This window comes from Caulobacter sp. 05L422 (assembly GCF_056397765.1).
In genome coordinates this window covers 23,791-43,029 of sequence record NZ_JBFTOB010000002.1, presented here as the reverse complement: position 1 = coordinate 43,029, position 19,239 = coordinate 23,791, and the positions used below count along the sequence as shown (strand labels likewise).

Annotated in this window: 16 protein-coding genes, 2 tRNA genes and 1 pseudogene; 7 read left to right on the top strand and 12 right to left on the bottom strand. The window is 66.8% G+C overall.

The genetic code is table 11. The annotated features are described in order from the left end of the window. Nucleotides 1-11: 11 nt before the first annotated feature. The gene (locus tag AC1DMQ_RS02520) at nt 12-728 is read left to right on the top strand and encodes a hypothetical protein (RefSeq protein WP_477031980.1); all 717 of its coding nucleotides are present in this window, start codon (nt 12-14) and stop codon (nt 726-728) included. A 7-nt stretch (nt 729-735) separates the two neighbouring features. On the opposite strand, the gene AC1DMQ_RS02515 is transcribed toward AC1DMQ_RS02520, so the two are convergent. Next, complete coding sequence (locus AC1DMQ_RS02515) at nt 736-1,629, bottom strand: MBL fold metallo-hydrolase (RefSeq protein ID WP_477031979.1); 894 nt, start codon at nt 1,627-1,629, stop codon at nt 736-738. 75 nt (nt 1,630-1,704) lie between these two features. On the opposite strand from AC1DMQ_RS02515, the gene AC1DMQ_RS02510 reads away from it, so the two are divergent. Beyond that, complete coding sequence (locus AC1DMQ_RS02510; protein ID WP_477031978.1) at nt 1,705-1,857, top strand: hypothetical protein; 153 nt, start codon at nt 1,705-1,707, stop codon at nt 1,855-1,857. Nucleotides 1,858-1,866: 9 nt separating this feature from the next. Here the strand turns inward: AC1DMQ_RS02510 and AC1DMQ_RS02505 are convergent, their stop codons facing one another. Then, nucleotides 1,867-2,277: a TIGR01244 family sulfur transferase gene (locus AC1DMQ_RS02505; RefSeq protein ID WP_477031977.1), complete on the bottom strand. Its 411-nt coding sequence runs from the start codon at nt 2,275-2,277 to the stop codon at nt 1,867-1,869. Between the two features lie 609 nt (nt 2,278-2,886). On the opposite strand from AC1DMQ_RS02505, the gene AC1DMQ_RS02500 reads away from it, so the two are divergent. Beyond that, nucleotides 2,887-6,123, top strand: a complete 3,237-nt coding sequence (locus AC1DMQ_RS02500; RefSeq protein WP_477031976.1) for a TonB-dependent receptor — start codon at nt 2,887-2,889, stop codon at nt 6,121-6,123. A 469-nt stretch (nt 6,124-6,592) separates the two neighbouring features. Here AC1DMQ_RS02500 and sppA read toward each other — a convergent pair whose 3' ends face one another. Together sppA and AC1DMQ_RS02490 are read right to left on the bottom strand one after the other, a co-directional pair. Continuing rightward, nucleotides 6,593-8,380 carry a signal peptide peptidase SppA gene (gene sppA / locus AC1DMQ_RS02495; RefSeq protein ID WP_477031975.1) on the bottom strand — a complete coding sequence of 596 codons (1,788 nt, stop codon included), beginning with the start codon at nt 8,378-8,380 and terminating at the stop codon, nt 6,593-6,595. 197 nt (nt 8,381-8,577) lie between these two features. Then, a tRNA-Pro gene (locus AC1DMQ_RS02490) sits at nt 8,578-8,654 on the bottom strand. Nucleotides 8,655-8,823: 169 nt separating this feature from the next. On the opposite strand from AC1DMQ_RS02490, the gene AC1DMQ_RS02485 reads away from it, so the two are divergent. Both AC1DMQ_RS02485 and AC1DMQ_RS02480 read left to right on the top strand, forming a co-directional pair. Further along, nucleotides 8,824-8,897: transfer RNA gene (locus AC1DMQ_RS02485), tRNA-Gln, on the top strand. Nucleotides 8,898-9,485: 588 nt separating this feature from the next. Then, the gene (locus AC1DMQ_RS02480) at nt 9,486-9,914 is read left to right on the top strand and encodes a Ros/MucR family transcriptional regulator (protein ID WP_012285398.1); all 429 of its coding nucleotides are present in this window, start codon (nt 9,486-9,488) and stop codon (nt 9,912-9,914) included. A gap of 95 nt (nt 9,915-10,009) precedes the next feature. Here AC1DMQ_RS02480 and AC1DMQ_RS02475 read toward each other — a convergent pair whose 3' ends face one another. The 5 genes from AC1DMQ_RS02475 to AC1DMQ_RS02455 are packed head-to-tail and all read right to left on the bottom strand — an operon-like array spanning nt 10,010 to nt 15,414. Then, nucleotides 10,010-10,792, bottom strand: a complete 783-nt coding sequence (locus AC1DMQ_RS02475) for a hypothetical protein (RefSeq protein ID WP_477031974.1) — start codon at nt 10,790-10,792, stop codon at nt 10,010-10,012. 57 nt (nt 10,793-10,849) lie between these two features. Then, nucleotides 10,850-12,190, bottom strand: coding sequence for a hypothetical protein (locus tag AC1DMQ_RS02470; RefSeq protein ID WP_477031973.1), 1,341 nt, complete (start codon nt 12,188-12,190; stop codon nt 10,850-10,852). 60 nt (nt 12,191-12,250) lie between these two features. Beyond that, the gene (locus AC1DMQ_RS02465; protein ID WP_477031972.1) at nt 12,251-12,613 is read right to left on the bottom strand and encodes a hypothetical protein; all 363 of its coding nucleotides are present in this window, start codon (nt 12,611-12,613) and stop codon (nt 12,251-12,253) included. A 57-nt stretch (nt 12,614-12,670) separates the two neighbouring features. Then, nucleotides 12,671-13,222: an N-acetyltransferase family protein gene (locus AC1DMQ_RS02460; RefSeq protein WP_477031971.1), complete on the bottom strand. Its 552-nt coding sequence runs from the start codon at nt 13,220-13,222 to the stop codon at nt 12,671-12,673. Next, nucleotides 13,219-15,414 (bottom strand): S9 family peptidase, encoded by a 2,196-nt coding sequence (locus AC1DMQ_RS02455; RefSeq protein ID WP_477031970.1) that lies wholly within the window; start codon nt 15,412-15,414, stop codon nt 13,219-13,221. Before AC1DMQ_RS02455 ends, AC1DMQ_RS02460 begins: the two co-directional genes overlap by 4 nt. Nucleotides 15,415-15,518: 104 nt before the next feature. Here AC1DMQ_RS02455 and AC1DMQ_RS02450 point away from each other — a divergent pair, with 104 nt between their 5' ends. Next, entirely contained in the window at nt 15,519-16,382 is an 864-nt protein-coding gene (locus AC1DMQ_RS02450; RefSeq protein WP_477031969.1) for a trypsin-like serine peptidase, read from the top strand. Between the two features lie 85 nt (nt 16,383-16,467). After that, nucleotides 16,468-16,655 (top strand): annotated as a pseudogene (locus AC1DMQ_RS02445) (CsbD family protein). A gap of 188 nt (nt 16,656-16,843) precedes the next feature. Here AC1DMQ_RS02445 and AC1DMQ_RS02440 read toward each other — a convergent pair. From AC1DMQ_RS02440 to AC1DMQ_RS02430, 3 genes are all read right to left on the bottom strand, one after another. Beyond that, nucleotides 16,844-17,290, bottom strand: a complete 447-nt coding sequence (locus tag AC1DMQ_RS02440) for a MaoC family dehydratase (RefSeq protein WP_477031968.1) — start codon at nt 17,288-17,290, stop codon at nt 16,844-16,846. A gap of 82 nt (nt 17,291-17,372) precedes the next feature. Then, nucleotides 17,373-18,692 (bottom strand): Nramp family divalent metal transporter, encoded by a 1,320-nt coding sequence (locus tag AC1DMQ_RS02435; RefSeq protein WP_477031967.1) that lies wholly within the window; start codon nt 18,690-18,692, stop codon nt 17,373-17,375. Between the two features lie 173 nt (nt 18,693-18,865). Next, complete coding sequence (locus tag AC1DMQ_RS02430; RefSeq protein ID WP_477031966.1) at nt 18,866-19,228, bottom strand: DUF4180 domain-containing protein; 363 nt, start codon at nt 19,226-19,228, stop codon at nt 18,866-18,868. Between the last annotated feature and the right edge of the window lie 11 nt (nt 19,229-19,239).

Below are 19,239 nucleotides of genomic sequence, written 5' to 3'. Positions count from 1 at the left end.
AGTGCGCGTCGATGGCGTTGCGAGCGATCCTGCTGTCCGGCCTGGCGACGACGAGCCTCCTGACCGCGTCCTCGGCCTGGGCCCAGGCCGGCGGCGACTCCGACGACGCCACCGCGATCGCCTGTGCTCCGTCCGGCCGGCGTCTGGCCGACTTCAAGGCGACGGCGGGCGACGCCGCGGCCGCCAAGGCGACCGTGACCTGGAGCGAGCGGATCGCGGTGGACCCTCCTCGGCTGGTCGAGACCGAGGATCTGGAAGGCGCCTGCGCCGCCTTCGTCGTCGGCTACAAGATGGGACAGGCCGTCCTACGGACCGGCGAGGGTTTCGAGATCCGGGATCACAAGATCACCCCCAACGACCGGGCCGAGGCCGCGCGGCCGTCCGTGGTGTTCGCACGGCTCGCGCCAGACCTCGGCGGCGCGCAGCTGATCGCGGTGGACCGGGTGGGATATCGGCGGGACGGCGCGCGGCTGATCGCGGACTATGTGGGCCTCTGGCAGGATCCGCACGGCTGGATGGTGGCCAGTTTCTTCAAGGCCGAGGGCGAGGACGCCGGCGACGCGCGCATCGTGCTGCAGTCCAAGGAGCCCCTGCTGGGGCTGTCGTATTTCCCCGCGCCCGACACGCCGGCCGGCCGGCTGACCGTCATCCAGCAGCTTTCCGACGACAAGGTGCGGGTGATCGGCTTCGACTGGTTCCATCCGGACTGGTTCGCCAACCAGCGCTGAAGAGCGCTCAGGCCAGGCGGTAGACGCTGTCCAGCCCCGGCTCGCCGTCGCAGCTGACCCGGCCTTCCTTCACCAGCAGCATCATGTGGGCCAGCACGGACATGGCGGCGGCCGGATGCAGGCGGGGATCGACGGCGGCGTAGAGCGTGGGGACCATGGCCTTGATCGTGGTCGGGCCCTGGGCCAGGGCGGCCAGCACCTGGGCTTCGCGCGAGCGGCGGTGGTCGGCATAGGCCTGGATGAACGGCGCCACGTCGCGGATCGGCGAGCCGTGGGTCGGCCACAGGATGTCGAACCCCTCGGCCTTCACCTTCTCCAGGCTGGCGAAATAGTCGCCCATGTCGCCGTCGGGCGGGGTGATCACCGTGGTCGACCAGCCCATCACGTGATCGCCGGAGAACAGGGCGTTCTCCTCCTTCAGGGCGAAGCAGACGTGGTTGGAGGTGTGGCCCGGCGTGGTCACGGCGCGCAGGCTCCAGCCGGGGCCCTCGAAGACGTCGCCGTCGGCGATCTCGACATCGGGGCGGAAACCCTCGTCCTCGCCGGCTTCCAAGGCCAGCCCGGGGGCCAACTCGGCTAGATGCGGCGCGCGGCGTCCGTGGATCGTCGCTCCCGTCGCCCTCTGCAGCGGGCGGGCGAGGGGAGAGTGGTCGCTGTGGTGGTGCGTGACCAAAATGCAACTGACCGTGTCGCCCTCCAGCGCCGCCAGCAGCGCCTGGAGATGACCGTCCAGGTCCGGGCCCGGATCGATGACCGCCACCGTCCCGCGTCCGACGATGTAGGTGCCGGTGCCGACATAGGTGAAGGGGCCCGGATTGTCGGCGATCACGCGGCGGATCAGCGGCGAGACCTGGTCGCAGCGCCCGTATTCGAACTCGATCTCGCGGACGAAGGGGATCATGTCGGCCTCTGAAAAGGGGCGGTTTCGGCGCCGGTCTTGCGGTGAACGATCCGTAAACCTCCCGGAGTACCGATCATGACCGCCGACGCAGCGATTTTTGTTTCAAAACGGCTCCAGCGCGCGGCCTTCGCGATCCTGTGTCTCATCGCGGCCCAGTTCGTGCTGGCCAGCTGCGAGCCCGAACCATCGGCGATGGCGGCCCGGGTCGCCCTTAGCCACCACTACTAGACTCTATACCTAGACGCCGAGCACGCCCGACAGGTCGTAGCCGGCGTCGGCGCCCTGGCGCACCAGCGTGGCGCGATCGGCCGCGCCCGAGGCGGCCTGGCCCAGGGACCAGGTAACGATCGAGCGAGTGCCCGAACGACAGAAGGCCAGCACCGGTCCCTCCGCGCCTTCGACCGCGCGACGCACGGCCTCGACCTGGTCGTAGGTCGGTCCGCCCCGCACCGGAATATGCACGTAGTCCAGGCCCGCGGCCCGGGCCGCGGCCTCGACCTGGGCGCTGGAAGGCTGGCCCGGCTCCTCGTCGTCGGGACGATTGTTGATCACCAGGACGAAGCCTTCGCTCGCGGCGCGATCCAGGTCGTCGATGGCGATCTGAGGGCTGACCGAGAGCGAGTCGGTTACACGTCGGAACGCAGTCATGGCTTGTCACTCGTGGGGAGACGGGGAGGGCGGCTTCGAGCCGGCTGACGCCCATCATCCCGGCACTTGGGCGCCCGTGCAACGGTCGGCGACGGTGAAATGTGTCGGAAATTTGAGCGATACATGGGAAAAATTTCGCACCCATCGTCAGTGTTCGGCATTTGATACCGATAACGTGGCTGTTTCTTGGGGTGTTTTCTCGAATGTCAACACGATGCGGGGCATTTTGACCTGCTCGATCGCAAATCTTCGCTCCGGGTCGGCCATTGCCGCGAACGGGTCGAATTTACCTGTGAACCCAAGAGGATACGGGGGTTGAGACCCGTGTTATCCATCGGTTTGTGGAAAATCTGAGCGGCGTTCGTCAGAAATGAGGCGATCGTGTTGCGATAATGCGACAGGCCGAGGCGATGTTATTACGGACTGGTAATGGGAATTGACCGGCGCGCGGCGCGCCTCCTAACGTCACCCCAACCGGGGAAATGTTTTCCGGGACACCTAAGTTCTCGTGGTGGAGTTGGGGCAAAAATCCAGACAGGCCGAACGTAACGCCCCCGAAAAGGGCGCGTGCGGGCGGTCGGGATGCTTCGCCATGTCAGAGGGGATATTATGAAGATGAATTCCACCAAGGGCGGCGCTCGCGCGCGTCTTTTGACGTCGACGCTGCTGGCCGGCCTGGCCACCGTCGCCGCGCCGCTGGCCGTCACGGCGGTCGCCACGGCGATCCCGACCCTGGCCAGCGCCCAGGACTACAGCTCGGGCTCGCTGCTCGGCACCGTCAAGGACTCGGCCGGCGTCACCGTTCCGGACGCGACCGTCACGGTTAAGTCGCTGGACCAAGGTTTCACCCGCACCGTCACCACCGACGGCAACGGCCAATTCCGCGTTCCCCTGATCCCGATCGGCGGCTACGCCGTCTCGATCGCCAAGGAAGGCTACCAGCCGACCAACGACGGCAACGTCCGCGTCGCCCTGGGTGGTTCGACCGCCTACTCGTTCACGCTGACGGAAGTCGGCGGCGCGGTCAGCGAAGTGGTCGTCACGGCCACCGCCAACCCGCAACTGGACTTCGCCGCGACGACCAAGGGTCTGACCGTCGATATGGAAACCCTGACCAAGCAAGCGCCGATCGGTCGCTCGCTGACGGCCGTGGTTCAACTGGCTCCGGGCGTCGTCACCGGCAGCTCGGCCCGCGTCGGCACCGCGCCCAGCGCCGCCAACTTCGGCGGTCAACCGTCGGTCGGCGGCGGTTCGGTCGCTGAAAACGCGTTCTACATCAACGGCCTGAACATCACCAACTTCGACACGTACATCGGCGCCGCCGAAGTGCCGTTCGACTTCTACAAGTCGATCGAAGTGAAGACCGGCGGCTACCCCGCCGAGTTCGGCCGCGCCACGGGCGGCGTCATCAACGCTGTCACCAAGTCGGGTTCGAACGACTTCAAGTTCGCCGTGCACGGCAACTTCGAAATGGACGGCCTGAAGGAAGACTCGCCGGACACCTACATCATCGCCAACCACCAAGGTAAGCGCTCGCGCAAGAGCGGCACCTTCGAAGTCAGCGGCCCGGTGATCAAGGACCACCTGTTCTTCTACGTGCTGAACCAACAGCGCGACGACTCGGACAGCACGGCCTTCAAGACCCTCGGCCAGTACACCGTCGACAAGTCCAACGACCCGTTCTGGGGCGCCAAGCTGGACGGCTACATCACCGACCGTCAACGCGTCGAACTGACCTATTTCGACACCCAGCGGACCGTCAACCGTAGCGCCTACGCCTACACCGCCGCCACCGACACCATCGGCGCCCAGCTGCCCTCGACCGTCTATCGTCAAGGCGGCGTGAACTACGTGGCCCGCTACACCGGCACGTTCACCGACTGGTTCACTCTGTCGGCCGCCTACGGTCGCAACCGCGACTCCAACAGCGTGCTGCCGGGCAACACCGTTGACCCGCTGGTCACCAGCGACGTCGACGGCCAGGCCACGACCACGATCAGCACCCAGAAGCAGGGCACGATCGAAAGCCGCAAGACGCTGCGCGAATTCTACCGCATCGACGGCGACTTCTACTTCAACCTGCTGGGCGACCACCACGTCCGGACGGGCTACGACAAGGAAAAGACGACGCTGAACCACGCCTCGATCGACACCGGTCCGGGCGCCAACGGCATCGCCTACTTCTATCACCGTCCGAAGTACGACGCGGCCAACCCGACGGCCAAGGACGCCAACGGCGTTCTGGGCGGCGTGAACTACGTGGAAGTGTCGACCAACCGCTTCGGCGGCGCGCCGGTCCACGGCGGCAACGAAGCCTGGTACATCCAGGACGCGTGGGACATCACCCCGACCCTGAACCTGCAACTCGGCATCCGTCACGACAACTTCACCCTCGACAACCTGCTGGGTGAAACCGTTCTGGATCTGAAGGACAACTGGGGCCCGCGCTTTGGCGTGACCTGGGATCCGGTGGGCGAAGGCAAGGATAAGATCTCGGCCTCGTTCGGCCGTTACTACATCCCGCCGGCGTCGAACCTGTCGTACCGCGGCGCCGACCTCGGCTACAGCGCGTTCTTCTACGCGCCGGGCTACGTCCTCGGCACCACCAACGGTCCGAACTTCACTCTGGGCGCCAACAGCGCTCCGACCGCTCTGGGCACGCAGATCACCACGACGACCAACCCGGGCCTCCCGGCTGGTACGTTCACGGGCTGCCCGCAGGTCGTCGTCGCCGGTTCGCCGAACGTCGAAGGTTGTACGGTGTCGTTCGGTCTCGGCATCGCCGAGCCGGCCTACTCGAAGGCCGCCGTGGGCATCAAGGCTTCGCAGGAAGACGAATACACCGTCGGCTACGAGCGCCAGGTCAACGATCTGTGGAAGGCCGGCGTCAACCTGACCTACCGCAAGCTGAACCGCATCTCGGAAGACACGACCCTCGACCCGTTCGTCGTGAAGTGGTGTAACGCCCACGTCACCGGCGCGACGCTGGACGCCTGCGAAACGATCTTCAACAACTCGTGGCAGTACATCGTCTTCAACCCGGGTGAAGATCTGACGATCAAGCTCCGTCAGCCCGACGCTCGCGTCCACGACGCGGCCACCATCGCCGCCGCGGCCGCTCTGCCGAAGCAACTGACCTTCACCAAGGACGAGCTGGGCTTCCCGGTTCCGAAGCGCGAATACATCGCTCTGGAATTCACCTTCGAGCGTGCGTTCGACGGCAAGTGGGGCGTCAAGGGTTCGTACGTCCTGTCGGAAAGCAAGGGCAACTACGAAGGCACCGTCCTGTCGGACAACAACCAAGCCGACGCCGGTTCGACCGTGCTGTATGACTTCGTCGGTCTGACCGACAACCAGTACGGCCTGCTCCCGAACCACCACGCCCATCAGTTCAAGGTCTTCGGCTCCTACGCCGTGACCGACAACCTGATGTTCGGCGCCAACGCCCGGGTCATCTCGCCGAAGCATCAGGGCTGCCTGGGTCGTCACCCGACCGACGGCAACTCGGCTGGTTACGGTGCGGCTTCGCGCTGGTGTAAGACGTTCTCGAGCACCGGCGCCCTGCTGTCTCCGAGCGCGCCGGTTCCGCGCGGCACCACGCAAGACACCGATTGGACCACGACCCTCGATCTGTCCGTGCGCTACACCGTGCCGGAAAAGATCATGGCTCTGGGTGGCAACCTGGTTCTGCGCGCCGACATCTTCAACGTGTTCAACGCCGACAGCATCACGTCGTTCGAAGAGCGCGGCGAAACGACCGGTGGCGGCTACTCGGCCAACTACCGCAAGCCGATCGCCTACCAAGATCCGCGCTACGTGCGGTTCGGCTTCGACCTGGACTTCTAAGGTCAAGCACTCAAGCGAAAGCTGGAATGGCGGCGGGCTCCTCGGAGCCCGCCGTTTTTCTTTGGGGGGGCGCTCGGTCGCCGCGGATTTCCCTCCCCCTCGTGGGGAGGGCGGCCCGCGCAGCGGATCGGGTGGGGAGCGGTGCAGGGTGTTTGGGGGTCTAGGTCCGCGGGCTCAGCAGGCCCCGCCCGACCCTGGCGCCGCCACCTCCCCATGAAGGGGAGGGAAGGGCGCCTGTGCTCGGCGGATGGCGAGCGAAGCGCTGTCGAGCACTTGCCCCCACCTGACCGCTTCGCGGTCTGTCCGCCCCCATAGGGGGCGGAGGACGCGCGTGCCGCCGTCGCGGACTCCTCTTCCCCCGTGGGGGAAGACGGTCGCGAAGCGACCCGTAAGGGGTCAAGCGTTCGCCGCACGAAAAAGGGCCGCCCGGTCGCCCGGACGGCCCTTGGTCTTGCCTCTAAGCCGAAGCCTAGTGAACCGGCGTCTCGGCCAGCACCGAGGCCCCGCTGGGGGTCGAGCGCAGGCGGGCCCGGGCCATCTCGTCCATGATCGTCTGCGAGCGCGGGTCGCCCAGCAGCCAGGCCGAGGCGGCCAGGGTGCGCATCGAGGTCTCGCTGACGCCCAGCGCCCTCTCGAGCGCCTCGAACGGCGACTTGGAGCCGCCGACCTTCTTGAGCTTCACCTCGCCCTTGATGCCGGCCAGGCTCTTGGCCTTCTCGACGGCCTCGTAGAAGCCGCCCAGCTCGTCGACCAGGCCCAGCTGCTTGGCCTGGACGCCGGTCCAGACCCGGCCCTTGGCGATTTCGCGCACGCGTTCGGGCGGCAGCTTGCGGCCCTCGGCGACGCGGCCGATGAAGCCGGCGTAGATCCGGTCCATCCAGGCGGCGAACTTGGCCCGCTGGTCGGGGGTGAACTCCTGGCCCGTGCCGAATGCGCCCGAATAGTCGCCGCCGACGTGGACCTGGCGGGTGTCGACGCCGAACCGCGACAGGGCCTCGCCCAGGGCGAACTTGCCGCCGAACACGCCAATCGAGCCGGTCAGGGTGGTGGGCTCGGCGACGATCGCCGAAGCGCCCGAGCTGATCCAGTAGCCGCCCGAGGCCGCATAGGTGCCCATGCTGACCACGACGGGCTTGCCGGCCTTCCTGGCGGCCTTCACGGCGGCCAGGATCTGCTCGGAGGCCGTGTCCGACCCGCCGGGCGAAGAGACCCGGAACACGATCGCCTTGACGTCCTTGTCGTCGATGGCGTCGTACAGCGCCTTGGCCACCTGGTCGGAATAAATGGTGCTGTCTCCGCCGAACGGCGAGCCGCCTTCGCCGCTGCCGGTCATGATCGCGCCCTCGGCCGAGACGACCGCGATGGTCGGGCCGGTCTTGGCCGCCGGGCGCTTGGCGCGGGAGGCGTAGTCGTCGAAGTCCAGCAGCTTGGCGCCCTTGCCGGCGCGCGTCAGCATGGCGTCCTGGGCGTCCTTGACCTGGCCGACACGGTCGATCAGGCCCTTGGCCTTGGCCTCCTCGGCGCTGTACGGGCCCGCCTCGATCGTCTTGATCAGGGCGGCCGGATCGATCTTGCGGTCCTGGGCGGCCGTCGTCAGGGCCGTAGTGTAGACCGAGCCCATCCACGACAGCGTCGATTCCCGGTGGGCCGGCGTGTAGTCATTATAAAGGTACGGATTGACCGCGTTCTTGTACTCGTAGCGCTGCTCGTAGTCGGCCTTGACGCCGTACTTGTCGAAGAAGCGCTTGAAGAACATCTCCTCGCTGGACGCGCCCACCGCCTGCAGCGAGCTGTCGGGCTGCATCCAGAACTCGCTGGCCGCCGAGCCGAGCATGTAGGTCGAGGTGACCAGGCCCGAAGGATAGAGCCCCTGGCTGTGGGCGAAGATCGGCTTCTTGCCGACCGAGCGGAAGTGCTTGAAGGCCAGGCGCAGCTCGTCGGCCGAGGCTGGGGCCATGCCGCCCTCGGGCAGGCGCACCAGCACCGCCTTGACCTTGTCGTCGGTCTCGGCGCGGCGCAGCGTCTCGATGATCGACATCACCGATTGGCCGCCCCCGCCGCCGAACGCCGCGAACGGGTTCTGCGACTCCTGGTCGGACAGACCGCCGCGCAGGTCCAGCTGCAGCACGGTGTGGGCGGGAACCGGGGCCGGGCGCGTGGCGCTGGCCGCCATGACGATCAGAAGGAAGGGGACGCCGACGAGGAACAACACCAAGCCGACGAAAACGCCGGCCACGGTCATGAGAAACTGCTTCATCGGACGTCCTGCTGCCTATTGTCGCGCAAGCTAGTAGCGACCCTGGCGTCGCGGTCAAATGAACAGCACGCAACCTGGCGCTTCGGGACCGGACGCGGTCGCGGCGAAGGCGTCCACGGCAAGTCCCGTGGGAAAGCGGAGGGCGCCCCGAGGGCGACGCCGCCGTACCGAATATCCAGGAAATCTCGGGAAAAGAATGGTCGGAGTGGCAGGATTTGAACCTGCGACCCCTGCGTCCCGAACGCAGTGCTCTACCAGACTGAGCCACACTCCGACTTGGAGGGCGGCTTATAGACACGCCTCGACGGTCTCGCAAGCGACAAAAATCCCTCCACAAAAAGAAAAATGGTGGGAAAAAAGAAGTTCAAAGCGACGTTGCATCCGTCCGACTCCTGCGCTATCTCCACCGCCTCGCCGGGCCCAACGGGTCTCGCCGTTCCTGCTGGGGAATGGTGTAATGGTAACACTGCGGTTTTTGGTACCGTCATTCTAGGTTCGAGTCCTAGTTCCCCAGCCACTCTCTTCTTTCCTAAATCAGCTTCCGCTTCGGCGGCCATCCGGCCGGCCGACCGGTCGGCTGACATTGAATCGCAGTTTTCCACAGAAATTAGCCCGTGCGTCTCACGCCTGAGATTCGGGCGGCGGGGAGCGCGTCGCGGCGAGCGACGCGCGTGAGACGGCTTGAAGTTCTTCCGAGGTCGGCGGGCGAGGCTTGGCCTTCGAAAGCCAAGACGGCATCTGTGATCACATATCGTCGTTCAAGTCGGCTCGGCGACGACAAGTCTTTGTGTTTCAAGGGCAAGGCCCAGCTTCGACAAGGCGCGCCGTCGCAAGAATGCTGATCTTTGCCTGATCTGGGCAGGCCTCGAATCATTGCGATGCTGAAACTTTTATTCGAGCAACAAGGGTCTGAAAGGGCTGGTCAGGGACGGGCTAACCAGGCCTTGACCGCTTCTCATGGTTTAGAGCCGAGGCGATTTTCTCGTCGTTGTTCTCAAGATTCGCTTGGCTTAAGGCCTTGGCAAGCACGATTACCCGGATTGAGTACTTGTATTTCGACAGGGCAGGTGTATTTCCAAGTCAAATACCCACCGGAGAGACCCTCGTGGAAGACAAGGCTACCCTGATCGAGCTTACCGCCGAGATCGTCGCCAATTATGTGGCCAATAACAGCACGTCGGTTTCCGATTTGCCGGCCCTGATCCGAGCGACTCATGACGCTCTGGCTGGTATTGGTTCTCCTGAAGCGGCTCCCGTCGAAACCGTTACGAAGGCTACGCCGGCTCAGATCCGTCGCAGCATTACGCCCGACGCCCTGATCAGCTTCGAAGACGGCAAGCCCTACAAGACGCTGAAGCGCCACCTGACCACGCACGGCATGACCGTCGCCGAATACAAGGCCAAGTGGGGTCTCCCGAACGACTATCCCACCACCGCCCCGGCCTATAGCGAAGCGCGCTCGGCCATGGCCAAGGCCCTGGGCCTGGGTCAAGGCGGCCGCAAGGCCAAGGCCCCGCGCGGCCGCAAGGGCTGATCCGACCCTCCAAAGGTCGAAATCGAGCAAAACCCCCGCCGGCGACGGCGGGGGTTTTTCTTGGTCGGTTGTCGTCTCTGTGAGGCGTCAGGGGCTCAGGGAGCGGCCGGCGGGCCCCAGGCGGTTATCGGGTTGCTGTCGCTGTCCGCCACCACGACCCGGTCGATCCGCGCGGTCACGAAGCATTGGTGGGCGGTGACCACCAGTTTCACCGTGTCGTTGGTGTCGCGCGCCGCGAGCGTGCCGTTGTAGTCGCCGCAGAAGACTTCAGGCTGCTGACCGAGGGCTGTCAGGCGGCCTTCGATCACCAGGGTCATCCCCTTGACCCGCGCCCGCAGGTCACGCGGATCCAGCTGCGTCTCGTAGACCATCAGCGGCTCGAACCGGGCCGGCAGGGCCGAGGCGCCGGCGGCGTACGGAACCGCCAGACCGTAGTTGGTGATGATGCTCGCCAGCGCCGTTTCCTCGCTGTAGTTCCGCTCGCGCTCGTACTTGTGGATGAAGACGTCGTTGTGGATCTCGTCGGCGTTGAAGAACACGGTCTGCAGCGGCGGCAGGGCCTCCAGGCCCTGCTTTTCGAACCGGTCGTAGTTGGTCGAGCTCAGCTCGCCCAGGCCGATGATCACCTTCAGGACATGCCGTCGATAGTCGTAGGTCCAGCGCGCCGGGCTCTGGAAGGTCTTCATGTCGCGCTTGCGGCCGTCGACGAAGGGAATGGCGATCCGGAACGGTCGTCCCGCCAGCGGGGCGGAGGCGGGTGTCTTCCGCGCCGTCTCCATCACGCCTCGCAGGTCGGCGCCGTCGAGGGTGTCGGGCGTATCGAGCGCGGTAGGCGCCGCGGCGGCCATCGCCGCCGCGGCCAAAAGACCACTGATCATCACAAGGTCTCCTCTTTGCGAATAAATGAGACCTTAAGTTGAGCTGTGGTCAAGCGACTAGCCGATCTTGAGCCTCACGAAGGCCATGCCGCCCATCGGATCGTCATAGCCGAGCGAGGCGGGCGCATCGAACGCGCTGGCCAGGCCGCCGAAGCCGAGCTTGACGTTGTCGGACAGCGGCACGTCGTAGATCGCGCCCACCGACAGCTTGCGCACCGTCGACACGCCCCCGTGATGGCCGGCCAGTTCGTCCTGCTCCACCTGCTCTGCGCGGGTGAAGACGGTCCAGTGCTGGTCGGGCTTCACCGCGCCCTCGAACAGCCAGGCCTGCAGGGCGTCGCCGGGGATGCGGTCCTTGCGGGCCCAGGCCAGGGTGGCGCTGAGCGAGCCGTCGTTCCCGAACGGACGGGAATAGAGGGCGCTGAGCGAGGTGCGGGCCTCGTCGTCGTCGGGCTCCAGGGCCTCGGGACTGTTGATCCGCGTCCAGCTGGCCTGAAGGGCCCAGTTCGAGGTCGGGTTCCACGACACCCGGGTCGCGACGCTGTCCAGTTGGCCGGTCTCGATGTCGTAGCGATGCTGGTCCGGTTCGCGACCGCGGAAGGCGCTGGCCTCGACCTTCCAGGCGTCGCGCGACACCCCGGCCGTCACCACGCCGAAGGTGATGTGGGTCGAGTCGAACCAGTGGTGGGTGATCGGGGCCTCCGGGCTGTCCATGGCCGCCTGGCGGTGCATGAAGGCCGGCGGGCCGAACGCCGGCTCGCCGGGCAGGCCGGCATAGAGATAGCCGTCGAAGCCGCCGCCCAGCGGATGGCTGTAGCTGGCCGACAGCTCCATGAAGAGGTCGTGCGGGTGCTGGCGATCGACCAGCGGAGTCTGGCCGTCGGCCGTCTCGCCGGTGGCCAGCAGCAGCGGATAGCCGCGCTTGCCCATGAACGGGTCGGGGCTGACCATCGCCTTGAAGCCCAGCGTGCCGTCGCCGACCTGGCGCTGGGCCATGCCCATCACCATCCCGGCGACGAAGGCCTTGTCGCCGCCGCGCGGCCCGCCCTGGCTGTCATAGACGCCGTTGAACAGGGCGTGGCCCATCAGCATCCAGCCGCTGTCGGTATGGACCATGATCCCGTCGTGCGGCGAGGCGTCCGGCTGCCAGCTGGTGCCGGAGGCGTCGCGGGCCATGCCGTAGCCGCCCAAGGCGCTTTGCATGGGCCGCATGGAGGGCGAGAAATCGCCTTCGTCCATCGCAATGTCGGCCTCTGAGCGGAGGGCGCCGGTCATGTCGTGGCCGGCGTGGGCGTCTTTGTCGTGCGCCTCCTGGGCGAGTACGGGAGCGGCGAGACTTAGGCTCGCGGTGAAAGCGGCGCAGGCCAGCAGGCGCGCGCGGAAAGTCTGGGTGGTCATCGGGACCGACCTTTCTGAAGCAAGGGGAGGATGATCCGCGCGGCGGCCGCGCGGAAGGCTTCAGGCGAGGGGTCTTGGAGGGCCGTGTTCCGGCGCGGGGCTCAGACCGTCGAAGGCCTGGCTGACGGGCGCGAAGGCGATGCGGACGGCCGCGCCCGGCGTCGTGGTCGGGGCGATGTCGCGGACGGCGGCGGGCAGGCAGCCGGCGCAACAGTTCATGGCCAGGGCGTCGGGCTTGGCCTTGTGCACTGGCGCCTTGTCATGGCCCATGCCCGCCATCTCGCCCCTCATCTCGCCCATGCCCGCCGCCGTCTCATGGCAGGGCGGGACGGCCCCGGCGTGGGCGGGCAGGGCGCGCAGCGGTCCGCCGACGGCGAAAACCGCCGCCAGCAGGATCAGCATCAGGGTGCGCAGGCCGAGCATGGCGGGGACCCTAGGCAGGCTGGGACGGCGGGGCAAGTTGCATCGCCGTCATCTTCATCAGACCCCGCGCAGCTCCATGCCCGGCGCGTCCGGCTCGCGCGCGCCGCCGCCGTTCAGTGGGCGCTGCATCCAGACCAGGTCAACCCAGCGGCCGAACTTGTAGCCCATGTCGGGGAACACGCCCTTCTGCTCGAAGCCCAGGGCGGCGTGCAGGCCGACCGAGGCGGCGTTGCCGCTGTCGCCGATCACCGCGCACATCTGGCGCAGGCCCAGGGCCTCGCAGGCCTCGATCAGCGCCGACAGCAGCGCCTTGCCCACGCCCTTGCCCACGGCGTCGGGGCCGAGATAGACGCTGTCCTCGACCGTGTAGCGATAGGCGGCGCGCAGGCGGAACGGGCCGGCATAGGCGTAGCCCAGCACCGCGCCGTCCTGCTCGGCGACCAGATAGGGCAGACCCTTGGCCAGGAAGGCCGCGCGGCGGCGGCCCATCTCGGCCTCGTCCGGCGGAACCTCCTCGAAGGTGCCCAGGCCGTTCAGCACGTTCCAGCCGTAGATGGCGGTGACCTCCGCCACATCCGCGTCCGTCGACGGACGAATAATCACGCTCACGCCTTGGCCCATCCCCTGTCGACCGCCCACACGGCGAACGCATAGTCCAAGGCGATCTCCTTGAGGAAGTCGAACCGTCCGGAAGCCCCGCCATGACCGGCTTCCATGTTGATCTTGAGCAGGATCGGAGCGCCGCTTGTGGTGTGTTCGCGCAGTCGGGCCGTCCACTTCTCCGGCTCCCAATAGGTGACGCGCGGGTCCGACAGGCCGCCGGTGGCCAGCACGGCCGGATAGGGCTTGGCGGCCACGTTGTCGTATGGCGAATAGCTGGCGATGTAGTCGTAGGCGTCCTTGTCCTCCAGCGGATTGCCCCATTCGGGCCATTCCGGCGGGGTCAGGGGCAGGGAGGTGTCGCTCATGGTGTTGAGCACGTCGACGAACGGCACCGCCCCGATGATGCCGGACCACAGGTCGGGCCGCAGGTTGGTGATCGCGCCCATCAGCATGCCGCCGGCCGAGCCGCCATAGGCCACCGTGCGGTCCGCCGCCCCATAGCCGGCCGCGTGCAGGTGCTCGGCGCAGGCGATGAAGTCGGTGAAGGTGTTCTTCTTGGTGAACTTCCGGCCGTCCAGGAACCAGCCGTAGCCCTTTTCCGAACCGCCGCGGATGTGGGCGGTGGCCCAGATCCAGCCGCGGTCGACCAGGCTGAGGTTGCGGATCGAGAACGACGGATCCATCGACATGCCGTAGCTGCCGTAGCCGTACAGCAGCAGCGGGGCCTGGCCGTCCAGGGCCACGCCCTTCTTCATCAGCACGGTGATCGGCACCTCTTGGCCGTCGGCGGCCTTGGCGTAGAGCCGCTTGGTGACATAGGCCGCCGGATCGTGGCCCGAGGGGATCTCCTGGGTCTTGCGCAGGGTCTTGGCGCCCGTCGCCATGTCGTAGTCGAACCACTGCCGGGGCGTGGTCGGCGACTGGTAGACGTAGCGCATCACCGGGGTGTCGAACTCGTAGCCGCCCTCCAGGCTCAGGACATAGGCCTCCTCGTCGATGACGATCGGCTTCTCGGCCTTGGTGGCGCGGTCGGTGATGACGATGCGGGTGTTGGCGTTGACCCGCTCGACGCGGACCAGGTGGTTCTTGTAGGCGGCCAGGCCGGTGATGAAGCGGCCGGGCTTGTGGGGGACGAAGTCCTTCCAGTGGGCGCGGCCGGGCGTGGCGACCGGGGCCTCGACCAGCTTGAAGTCGATGGCCTCGTCGGCGTTGGTCAGGATGACGAACCGGCCGTCCCAGTGCTCGACCGAATAGCGCAGGCCCACGGTGCGGGGTTCGAACACCTTGGGTTCGGCGGTCGGGTCCGAGGCCGGGATCAGCAGCGTCTCGGACGTCTCGTGGTCGCCGGCGCTGATCAGGATGAAGGCGTCCGAGCCGGTCGTGCCGACGCTGACGAAGAAGCCGTCGTCGGGCTCGTCATAGACCAACGCGTCGTCCTTCAGCCCGCCCCGGGCCGGGCGGCGATAGATCTTGTCGGAGCGGCCGTTGTCGTCGCGGTGGGTCCAGAACAGCCACTGGCTGTCGGGCGACCAGGCGAAGTCGCCGGTGCTGCTCTCGACGGGCTCCTTCAGGATCTCGCCGGTCGCCAGGTCCTTCACATAGATGTGGTGGACCTCCGACCCTTGCGCGTCCTCGGCATAGGCGAACAGCTTGTGGTCGGGGCTGTGGTCGGCGGCGCTGACCTGGCTGTAGGCCTTGCCCTTGGCCAGGGCGTCGCAGTCGAGCAGGATCTCTTCGCCATCGGTCTTGCCTTTCGGCCTGCGGGCGAAGATCGGATGCTGGCCGCCGATGTTGAAGCGCGAATAGTATTCGAACGGACCGTCGGGGGCGGGGACGCTGGCGTCGTCCTCCTTGATGCGGCCCTTCATCTCCTCGAACATCGCCGTCTGCAGCGGCTCGGTCGAGGACAGCATCGCCTTCACATAGGCGTTCTCGGCGGTCAGGTGATCCTTGACCTCCGGCTTGATCAAGGCCGGATCGCGCAGGACCTTCTGCCAGTTGTCGTCCTTCATCCAGGCGTAGTCGTCGACGCGGACGCGGCCCAACTGCTCGGTTCGCTTGGGGATCTTCTGGGCGACAGGCGCGACAGGCGGGGGCGACTCTGACATCATGCTCTCGGATAAGGCGTTCTCGGGGGGGATCACCGACACCGACGTAATGACAGCTGCCGCGCTCGTCATCATTTTGCGCCGGTTCATGGTGAGTTTTCCCCCTGATGCGTCAGAACGCCAACTTGTGCGCCTAGACGGCGCTGGTCAAACTGACCCTCGTGTAGAGTGAATCCGGGGGCGTGAGGGCTTAGATGGCTTGGGACCTGTCGGTCGATCTGATCCAGGCGACCGTGCAGCTTGAACAGCCGCTCGGCGACGGTTCACGAACCGTCGGCACCGGCTTCCTGATCGAGGATCCGACCCCCGACGGCCGTCCGCGCACGATCCTGGTCACCGCCGCCCACGTCTTCGACAAGATGCCCGGCGTCTCGGCCAAGATCGGCTATCGCATCCAGAGCGCCGACGGCGTCTGGCGCTACGATCCCCACACCCTGAAGATCCGCGACGGCGACCACGCCCTGTGGGTCAAGCATCCCACCCGCGACGTCGCCGCGATCGAGGTCGAGGCCCCGCCGGAGTTCGCCAAGGCGGCGATCCCCCTGGCCTGGCTCGCCCAGGACGACACCTTCAACAAGTACGGCCTGGGTCCTGGCGACGAGATGATGGCCCTGGGCTTCCCGCGCGGCCTGTCGGCCAATCCGGCCGGCTTCCCGATCCTGCGCTCGGGTCGGGTGGCCTCGTACCCGCTGGCCCCGGCCAGCGTGTTCCCGACCTTCCTGATGGACTTCTCGGTGTTCCCCGGCAATTCGGGCGGACCGGTGTTCATGGCCGAGGGCGCGCGCCGCCGGCCGGGCTCGACCGAGAGCCAGGAGGTGCAGTTCGTGGCCGGCATGCTGACCCAGCAGGTCGAGCTGACGGGCGAGCGGCTGGAGATCGGCATCGTCACCCACGCCAAGTTCATCCGCGAGACCGTCGCCATGCTCGACAAGACGGCCGGTCCGCCGCTGATCCAGGCCAAGCCCGCCCGGCCGCCCGAGGCTCAAGACCAGGCGATGGGGGACGCGACCCAGGCCGCCGCGGCGGTGTCGGCCGCGGCCATGGCGGTCGCTCGCTAGCGTCCATTGTAGGATAGGCGACACAGGAACTTCGCTCCTGGCCCCCCGTTTCTAGGGGGAGTTCAAATCCAGCAGGAGCGAAGTCATGAGCACCAATCGTGTTGAAGGCGCTGTCGACAAGGGTGTCGGCGCGGTCAAGGAAGCCGCCGGCAAGGTCACCGGCAACGAACGCCTGGAAGCCGAAGGCGTGGCCCAGAAGACCAAGGGCGACGTCCAGAACAAGGTCGGCCAAGCCCAGGACAAGATCGGCGACGCGATCAAGAAGTAGCTTGATCCATCGCTAGACGAGCAAACGGCCGCGGAGCGATCCGCGGCCGTTTTCTTTTGTCTTAAGGGTTGTCATCCCGGACGAGCGCGCAGCGCGAAGATCCGGGACCGACGCGTGAACACCGCGCTTCCGGCGGTCCCGGATCGGCGGCCCTTCGGGCCTTGTCCGGGATGACAGAGCGTTTTGGTTGAGATCAGCCGTAGATGATCGAGATGGTCTCGGCCACGCAGGCGGGGCGTTCCTCGCCCTCGATCTCGATGGTGCACTCGTTCTTCATCTGCAGACCGCCGGCCTTGGGCTCGACGCTGACCAGTTTCTGGCGCATGCGCACCTTTTTGCCGACCCGGACCATGCCGGTGAACCGCACCTTGTCGCAGCCGTAGTTGATGCCGCGCGTCACGCCGGTCACCCGCAGGATGCCCGCGCCCAGCATCGGGATCAGCGACAGGGTCAGGTAGCCGTGAGCGATCGGGCCGCCGATCTCGCGGGTCGCGCGCTCGACGTCGACGTGGATCCACTGGTGGTCGCCGGTCGCCTCGGCGAACTGGTTGACCCGTTCCTGGCTGATCTCGACCCAGTCGGAGACCCCGATCTCCTGGCCGACCAGGCTGGCGACGTCGGCGTAGGCGACTTCCTTCATGGCGTGTTTTCTCCCGCACGTTTCTTGGCTTGAAACAGTTGTTTGATTGGTCGCACGGGAGGGCGCGACGGGCAAGGTCCCGTCAGCCGAACAGCGTCTGCACCACCAGCCAGGCGTTGGCGGCCGAGATGACCACGAACAGGCTCCAGGCCACGGCCTTGGTCAGCAGGCCGTTGGCGAACACGCCCATCAGCGCCTTGTCGTCGGTGAAGCGCAGCAGCGGGAAGATGGCGAAGGGCAACTGAGCGCTCAGCACCACCTGGGTCAGGACCAGCAGCTTGCCCACCGAATGCTCGCCCATGGTCAGCACGCCGATCAGGGCCGGGACGATGGCCAGGCCCCGGGTGATCAGCCGCCGCTGCCAGCACGGGATCTTCAGGTTCAGGAACCCCTCCAGGATCACCTGTCCGGCGATGGTGCCGGTGAAGGTCGAGCTCTGGCCCGAGGCGAACAAGGCGATCCCGAACAACAGTCCGGCCACGGCCGCGCCGGTCAGGGGCGCGAGCAGGCGGTGAGCCTCCTCGATGCCGGCCACCTCGGTGTTGCCCGTCCGGTGGAAGGCCGAGGCCGCCAGGATCAGGATGGCGGCGTTGATGAACAGGGCCACGGCCAGCGAGGCCACGGTGTCCAGCGTCGCCAGCCGCAGGGCCGAACGCTTGCCGGGCTCGTCGGCGGGGACCACCCGGGTCTGGACGATCGACGAGTGCAGATAGAGGTTATGCGGCATGATCGTCGCGCCGACGATGCCGATGGCCAGGTACAGGGCGTTGCCCTGCTTCAGGGCGTCGAGCGACGGGATCAGGCCGTGCGCCACCGCGCCGGCGTCGGGCTTGATCAGGATCAGCTGGACCAGGAAGCAGATCCCGATGGTGGCGACCAGGCCCAGGATGATCGCCTCCAGCTGCCGGAAGCCCTTGCCCTTCAGGCCCAGCACGATGACCGTATCCAGCGCCGTCAGCAGCACGCCGGCCCACAGCGGTATGCCCAGCAACAGCTTGAAGGCCAGGGCGCTGCCCAGCACCTCGGCGATGTCGCAGGCGATGATGGCGATCTCGGCCAGGAACCACTGGACCTTGACCGTGCGCGGCCCGTAGCGGTCGCGTGACATCTGGGCCAGGTCGCGGCCGGTCACCAGGCCCAGCCGCAGGCTCAGGGTCTGCAGCACGATGGCCGCCAGGCTGGACAGCACCACCACGAACAGCAGGGCGGTCCCGTAGCGCGATCCGGCCTCGATGTCGGTCGCCCAGTTGCCGGGGTCCATGTAGCCGACGCTGATCAGCAGGCCCGGCCCGGCGAACCGCATCACCCGCTTCCAGGGGCTGAGGCCCTCGGGCACGGCCACCGCGCCGCGAACCTCGGCGGGGCAGAAAGGGGCGGTGGCGGTCTTGGGCAGGGAGAACATGGCGCCAAGCGTTAGCGTGGATTCGGTCCTCCCCCTATGGGGGAGGTGTCGGCGAAGCCGACGGAGGGGGGAGTGATCGGAAAGCGGCCACAACCCGGATCTGCTGCCATACAACTTCCCCCACCGATCGCTGCGCGATCGCCTCCCCCACAGGGGGAGAGGCTGGGCGTCCATCACCTCTTGGCTAACCGCGCCTTCAGCTCCGCCATGTCCCGCACGAACCACACCGACTGACCCCGGTTCGACTCGTAGACGAAATCCCGCAGGCTGTTGCTGCCTTCCGTCCAGGGCGAGATGTCGCCGATGAAGGCCACGCCCACACGGTAGTTGATGAACTTCTGGATCACCTCGCCGGCGATGCGGGTGCTGAGGTCCAGGAAGCCGTCGCCCAGCCGGTCCAACGGGATCGCCAGCCACGTCGCCTCGGTCGACCAGGCCGCGCTCAGGAAATCGTTGACGGTGCGCGCGTCGAGGGCGGGGCCTTCGGCGTCGCAGACCAGGACGGGCGTGTCTTGGATGAGCTCGACCTGGTCCATGGATGACTCGC